5 protein-coding genes and 2 pseudogenes are annotated in these 5408 nt (G+C 67.4%); 3 read left to right on the top strand and 4 right to left on the bottom strand.

Features of this window, described 5'->3' with window-relative positions; genetic code table 11:
* Positions 1-124: pseudogene (locus G3N61_RS37810) on the top strand (nitronate monooxygenase); the annotation flags it as partial.
* Here G3N61_RS37810 and G3N61_RS37815 read toward each other — a convergent pair.
* A pseudogene (locus G3N61_RS37815) lies at positions 124-1227 on the bottom strand (efflux transporter outer membrane subunit); the annotation flags it as partial. The pseudogenes G3N61_RS37810 and G3N61_RS37815 sit on opposite strands and share 1 nt — an antisense overlap.
* 157 nt (positions 1228-1384) lie before the next feature.
* On the opposite strand from G3N61_RS37815, the gene G3N61_RS37820 reads away from it, so the two are divergent.
* Complete coding sequence (locus G3N61_RS37820; protein WP_089450345.1) at positions 1385-2326, top strand: LysR family transcriptional regulator; 942 nt, start codon at positions 1385-1387, stop codon at positions 2324-2326.
* Positions 2327-2443: 117 nt separating this feature from the next.
* Positions 2444-2596, top strand: a complete 153-nt coding sequence (locus G3N61_RS37825; protein WP_175879174.1) for a hypothetical protein — start codon at positions 2444-2446, stop codon at positions 2594-2596.
* Positions 2597-2655: 59 nt separating this feature from the next.
* On the opposite strand, the gene G3N61_RS37830 is transcribed toward G3N61_RS37825, so the two are convergent.
* From G3N61_RS37830 to G3N61_RS37840, 3 genes are read right to left on the bottom strand one after another with little or no spacing between them, the layout of a single operon-like run.
* Positions 2656-3486, bottom strand: coding sequence for a metallophosphoesterase (locus G3N61_RS37830; protein ID WP_205824974.1), 831 nt, complete (start codon positions 3484-3486; stop codon positions 2656-2658).
* A 25-nt stretch (positions 3487-3511) separates the two neighbouring features.
* Positions 3512-4933, bottom strand: coding sequence for an FAD-binding oxidoreductase (locus G3N61_RS37835; protein ID WP_205824975.1), 1422 nt, complete (start codon positions 4931-4933; stop codon positions 3512-3514).
* An 18-nt stretch (positions 4934-4951) separates the two neighbouring features.
* Positions 4952-5332 (bottom strand): DUF2069 domain-containing protein, encoded by a 381-nt coding sequence (locus G3N61_RS37840; RefSeq protein WP_205824977.1) that lies wholly within the window; start codon positions 5330-5332, stop codon positions 4952-4954.
* Between the last annotated feature and the right edge of the window lie 76 nt (positions 5333-5408).

Genomic DNA, 5408 nt, shown 5'->3' on the forward strand with positions numbered 1-5408 from the left:
GTGCACGTCGGTTCGTCATGCGCTCAAGGCCGAATCCATTGGCTGCGATGCGGTCAGCGTCGACGGATTCGAATGCGGCGGCCATCCGGGCGAGGACGACATTCCGAACTTCATCCTGCTGCCGCGCAGCCGGCCGCCTTCGAAGATCGGCAGCGACAGCGCGGGGCCGGCCGTCCAGCCGCCGTTCATCGCGCGCAGGAAGTCGGTGAACGGCGCGGTCACGCCGAAGCCGCCGACCGTCGCGAGCAGGTCGATGTTCGGGTAGAACGACGCCTTCGCGACGTCGATGCCGCGCGCCTGCGCGTCGACCGTCCAGCGCGCCGCGACGACGTCGGGGCGGCGGCCGAGCAGGTCGGCCGGCATCGCCGACGGCAGGCCGGCCGGTGCGTCGAGCGCCAGCTGCGGCCGCTTGATCGTGTCGCCGGCGCCCGGGCCCTTGCCGGCCAGCGCGGCGAGCTGGTGCCGCGCGAGCTGGATCGCTTCCTCGTAGCTGTCGATCTGGCGCTCATAGTCGGGCAGCGTCGATTCCGCCTGGCTCACTTCGAGCTGCGTGCCGAGGCCGGCCTGCAGCCGCTTGCGTGCGAGATCGGCGAGCGAGCGCTGGCGTTCGAACGTTTCGTGCGCGAGGTCGAGCAGTGCGTAGTTCATCGACATCTGCACGTATGCACGCACGACGTTGACTTCGAGCTCGAGCTTTGCCGCACGGGCGTCGGCGGCGGTCGCGTGCGCGGTGTCGAGCGCGCGCTCGGTCGCGTTCTTGTCCTTGCCCCACAGGTCGAGGTGGTACGACAGGCCGAGCGTGCCGGTGTTGTTCCAGGTATCCGCGTTCGCGAGCGGGCCGGGGCCGTAGTACACGTTGTCCGGCCAGTGCTCGCGCATCAGCGACAGGTTGCCGTTGATTTGCGGCAATTCGGCCGAGCGGGCCACGCGCGCCATTGCCTGCGCTTCGCGCACCCGGGCCTCGGCGGCCGCGAGCGTCGGGTTGCCGGCCTGGGCATTGGCGATCCAGGCGTCGAGTTGCGGATCGCGGTAGGCGCGCCACCAGTCGGCCGCGGGCCAGCCCGCGTCACGGTCGGCCGCGCGGATCGCGGCGCCGGCATCGAGCGCGTTCGCCTCGATGCGGGCCGACTGCGGCTTGTTGTCGCCCATGCTCGCGCATCCGGCCATTATTAATGAGACTGCAAGAACCGCCAGTGCGAGCGTCCCTTTTTTTGCCGGAGACTGCACGATTTTCTCCCTTTCGGATATAGATGAGTCGGATGCGATTATATTTTTCAGCGATTCCTGAATAAATGGACAAGGGTGCAAGTCATTTTTACGAATCCTGAGACAATACTTGTTCGCCTCTGTGCAACAATCCGTCCGGATTCAAACGGGTAATGGGATGGATACGTTACAAAACATGCGGGTCTTCGTCCGCGTGGTCGATGCGGGAAGCTTTACCGCAGCGGCCCAGCAGATGAATTCGACCACTGCCTACGCGTCGCGCGCGGTCTCGGATCTCGAGGCGCACCTGCGCACGCGCCTCTTGAACCGCACGACGCGCCGGATCGCGCTGACCGAAGCCGGCGAGCGCTACCTGCAGCGCTGCGAGCAGATCCTCGCGTACGTCGACCAGGCCGAAGCCGAGGCGGGGGACGCGCATGCGCGCCCGTCCGGCAAGCTGAAGGTTCATTGCTTCACGAGCCTCGGCCAGCACTACCTGGTGCCGGCCATCGCGCGCTATCGCGAGCGCTACCCGGACGTGCACGTCGAGCTGACACTCGCGCAGCGGATGCCCGACCTGCTCGACGAGGGGTATGACGTCGCGATCGTCGTCGGACGCGACCTGCCGGATTCGGGGCTCGTGTCGCAGCGGCTCGGTGAGAGCCACAGCGTGGTGTGCGCGTCGCGCAGCTATGTCGAGGCGCATGGCGTGCCGCAGCGGCCCGCGGATCTCGCCCAGCACATCTGCCTCGGGATGGCCGCGCCGGGCTTTCAGTTCGACGAATGGGCGCTGGCGGGGCCGAACGGCGACGAGGTCGTCCCGATCGCGGCGCCGCCGTTTCGCGTGAACGTCGCCGAGGCGCTCGCGGTAGCCGTGCGGGAAGGGATGGGGATCGGCGGCCTGCCGCTCTATTCGGCGATCGGCTGGTTGCGCAGCGGGCACATCGTGCGCGTGATGCCCGAATACCGGTCGCACGTGATGAACATCTACGCGCTGTATCCGTCGCGCCAGTACCTCGACGCGAAAATTCGCACCTGGGTCGATTTCCTGCGCGACGAACTGCCGGCCACGCTTGCAGCCGACGAAGCCGCGCTCGAGCAGTACACGCGTGCGACATGACGGCGCGGTTGACCGCAATCTGACGAGATTTGTCCTTCACGCAACATTTTTTTACGAACGCGTGTCAGACAGTTTGATACTGTGGGAATTAACGAGATACGCAACCCCGGAGCAGCAATGGATACGCACTTGATGATCGGCCTTGGAGTCTTGCTGGGCGCGGCCGCGGCCGCCGCGGCGACCCGCGACCTGCTGCGCGCGATGAAGGCGAGGGCGCAGATGAAGCCGGTGCCGGTGCGAGTGCGCGAGCCGCGTCGCCCGGGCCGCTGACCCGCGGTCACGCTCCGGGTCGAAACAAGGCCGCGCAACGCGGCCGGGCGGGCCGGCGTTCAGCCGAGCTCGACGACCTTGTCCCACGCGAACGCGGTATTTTCCAGTTCGCCGGTGCGCCGGTGGATGTAGCCGCGCGGATTGCACACCACGCGTGTGCCGCCGTCCGCCACATAATCGAATGACGTATGCGTGTGGCCGTGGAGCCACAGATCCACCGGCGGCCGCACGAGTTCCGCCATATCCGTGACGAACCCCGCCGACGCCAGATCTTCCGCATAACGCTCTGCCAGCGAGCGCCGGTGCGGCGCATGGTGGGTGACGACGATCGTTTGGCCCGCGAACGGCGTCGCGAGCTGCGCTTCCAGCCAGGCACGGCTGCGTCGATGCAGCGCGATCGCGTCGGCGGGCGAGAAATCCCGCTCCGGCGTGCCCGGCGCCGCATGCAGCGCCGCGTCATGCGGCCAGGTCACCTGGATCAAGCCCTTGAAATCGAGCATCACGCGCAGCCCGGCCTCGATCGAGCCGGCAAGGCTGGCTTCGTCGGCGCCGAACAGCGAAAAATCAGCCCAGAGCGTCGTGCCGAGCACACGATAGCGCTGCGCGGGATCGACGTAGACGTCGTTGTTCAGGTAATGCACGTTGTCGAGCGCCTGCGCCGCGTCGCGCATCGCCGTCTCCAGCGCGCCGAATTCCCCGTCGTAATACTCGTGGTTGCCCGGCACGTAGACCACCGGCACGGCCGGGTCGAACGTTTCGGCGGCCCAGCGCAGGCCTTCCGCGTGATTGTGGATGTCGCCGGCCAGCACGACGAGATCCGCATCGGCATGCGGGATCACGTCGGGCAGGTTGCTTTCGAGATGCAGGTCGGACAGGACGCGGATTTTCACGGGCTTGGCTCCGGGGTGGGCGGCTTCAGCGCAGGACCTTGCCGGGATTCATCAGGCCGCGCGGGTCGAGCGCGGTCTTCAGCGTACGCATCAGCGTCGTTTCGACCGGCGACTTGTAACGCTGCGCGTCGTCGATCTTCAGCTGGCCGATGCCGTGCTCCGCGCTGATCGTGCCGCGGTGGCGGTGCACGTTGTCGTAGACGATCCGGTTGATCGGCGCCTGGAACGCGGCCAGGAACGCTTTCGGATCGCCGCCTTCGGGCATCTGCACGTTGTAGTGGAGGTTGCCGTCGCCGAGGTGGCCGAACGTCACCATCCGCGCGCCCGGCGCAGCCTGCTGGATCGCCGCGTCGGTCTCGTCGATGAAGCGTGCGATCGACGAAATCGGCACCGCGATGTCGTGCTTGATGTTGAGCCCCTCGTCGGCCTGCGCGAGCGGGATGTGCTCGCGCAAGTCCCAGAACGCGCGCGACTGCGCAAGATTCTCCGCGACCACCGCGTCGACCACGAGCCCGGCCTCGAACGCTTCTTCCATCAGCTTCTCGAACAGCGCGCGCGCATGCGCTTCGCTTTCGTTGTCGGACAGTTCCAGCAGCACCGTCTGCGCATGCGTCTGCGCGAACGGGTAGCGCAGTTGCGGGTAGTGCTTGCCGACGAGCTGCATGCAGAAGTCCGACATCAGCTCGAAGCCGGTCAGCAGCGGCCCGGCGGCGCGCTGCGCGAGCGCGAGGAAGTCGAGCGCCGCGTGCGGCGATTCGAGCGCGGCGAGGGCCGTGACCTGCGCGGCCGGCAGCGGGTGCAGCTTCATCACGGCTGCCGTGATGATGCCGAGCGTGCCTTCCGCACCGATGAACAGGTCGCGCAGGTCGTAGCCGGTGTTGTCCTTGCGCAGTCCGCGCAGTCCATCCCAGATCTCGCCCTGCGGCGTCACGACCTCGAGCCCGAGACACAGCTCGCGCGCGTTGCCGTAGCGCAGCACCGCGGTGCCGCCCGCATTGGTCGACAGGTTGCCGCCGATCGTGCAGCTGCCTTCCGCCGCGAGGCTCAGTGCGAACAGCCGGCCGCCTTCGCGGGCGCGCGTCTGCACGTCGGCGAGGATCACGCCGGCTTCGACGGTGATCGTGTTGTTGTGCGGATCGAGTTCGCGCACGCGGTTAAGCCGCGCGACGCTCAGGACGGCCTGGCTGCCGCTCGCGTCGGGTGTGGCGCCGCCGGCGAGGCCGGTGTTGCCGCCTTGCGGCACGAGCGCGATGCCGTGTGCGTTGGCCAGCTTGACGAGCGCAGCGACTTCGGCCGTGTTCGCAGGCTTCAGCACTGCGCACGCGGCCCCCTTGTAACGGCGACGCCAGTCGGTCAGGAACGGTTCGGTATCGTGCGGGTCGGTCAGCACATGATCGGCGCCGATCGCATCACGGCACGCGGAAACGAAAGCTTCGGAGGACATCATCACCTTGTCGCGTAAGGGTCAGGACGCGGCGCGCGACTTTTTCGCCGCGCGCTTGAACGGCGCGACGTACGCCAGCGCCGCCACGAAGAAGCCGACGGCGAGCGCGGTCTCGCACCAGCCGAGCGTCGCGGACAGCCCGCGATCGGACATGCCGCGCACGACGCCTTCGGCGAAATAGACGAGTATCAGCATGCTCGCCCACTGCATCGTATAGATGTTACGCCGCCAGACGCCGGGCAACGCGAGCGCGAGCGGGATCGCCTTGAGCATCAGCGCGGAGCCGCCCGGGCGCAGCGGCGCGAGCCACAGCTCCCACGCGAGCGACAGCGCGATCAGCGCGACGAGGCACGCGAAGGGGCGGCATGACGGTGTGGAACGTCCCGGACACGACGATTGTATGCCCGGCGGACAGGCCGCCCACGGATTTTTTACGCGTAAGTGTTTGTTGTACCTCTGATTTCCGGCTATAATCGCG

The organism is Burkholderia sp. Ac-20349, assembly GCF_017104865.1.
GTDB classification, from domain to species: Bacteria; Pseudomonadota; Gammaproteobacteria; order Burkholderiales; family Burkholderiaceae; genus Burkholderia; species Burkholderia aenigmatica.

Bases quoted from the DNA above. Each gene is read 5' to 3' on its own strand.
- G3N61_RS37825 (WP_175879174.1), top strand. From the start codon at position 2,444: ATGGATACGCACTTGATGATCGGCCTTGGAGTCTTGCTGGGCGCGGCC.
- G3N61_RS37820 (WP_089450345.1), top strand. From the start codon at position 1,385: ATGGATACGTTACAAAACATGCGGGTCTTCGTCCGCGTGGTCGATGCG.
- G3N61_RS37835 (WP_205824975.1), bottom strand. From the start codon at position 4,933: ATGATGTCCTCCGAAGCTTTCGTTTCCGCGTGCCGTGATGCGATCGGC.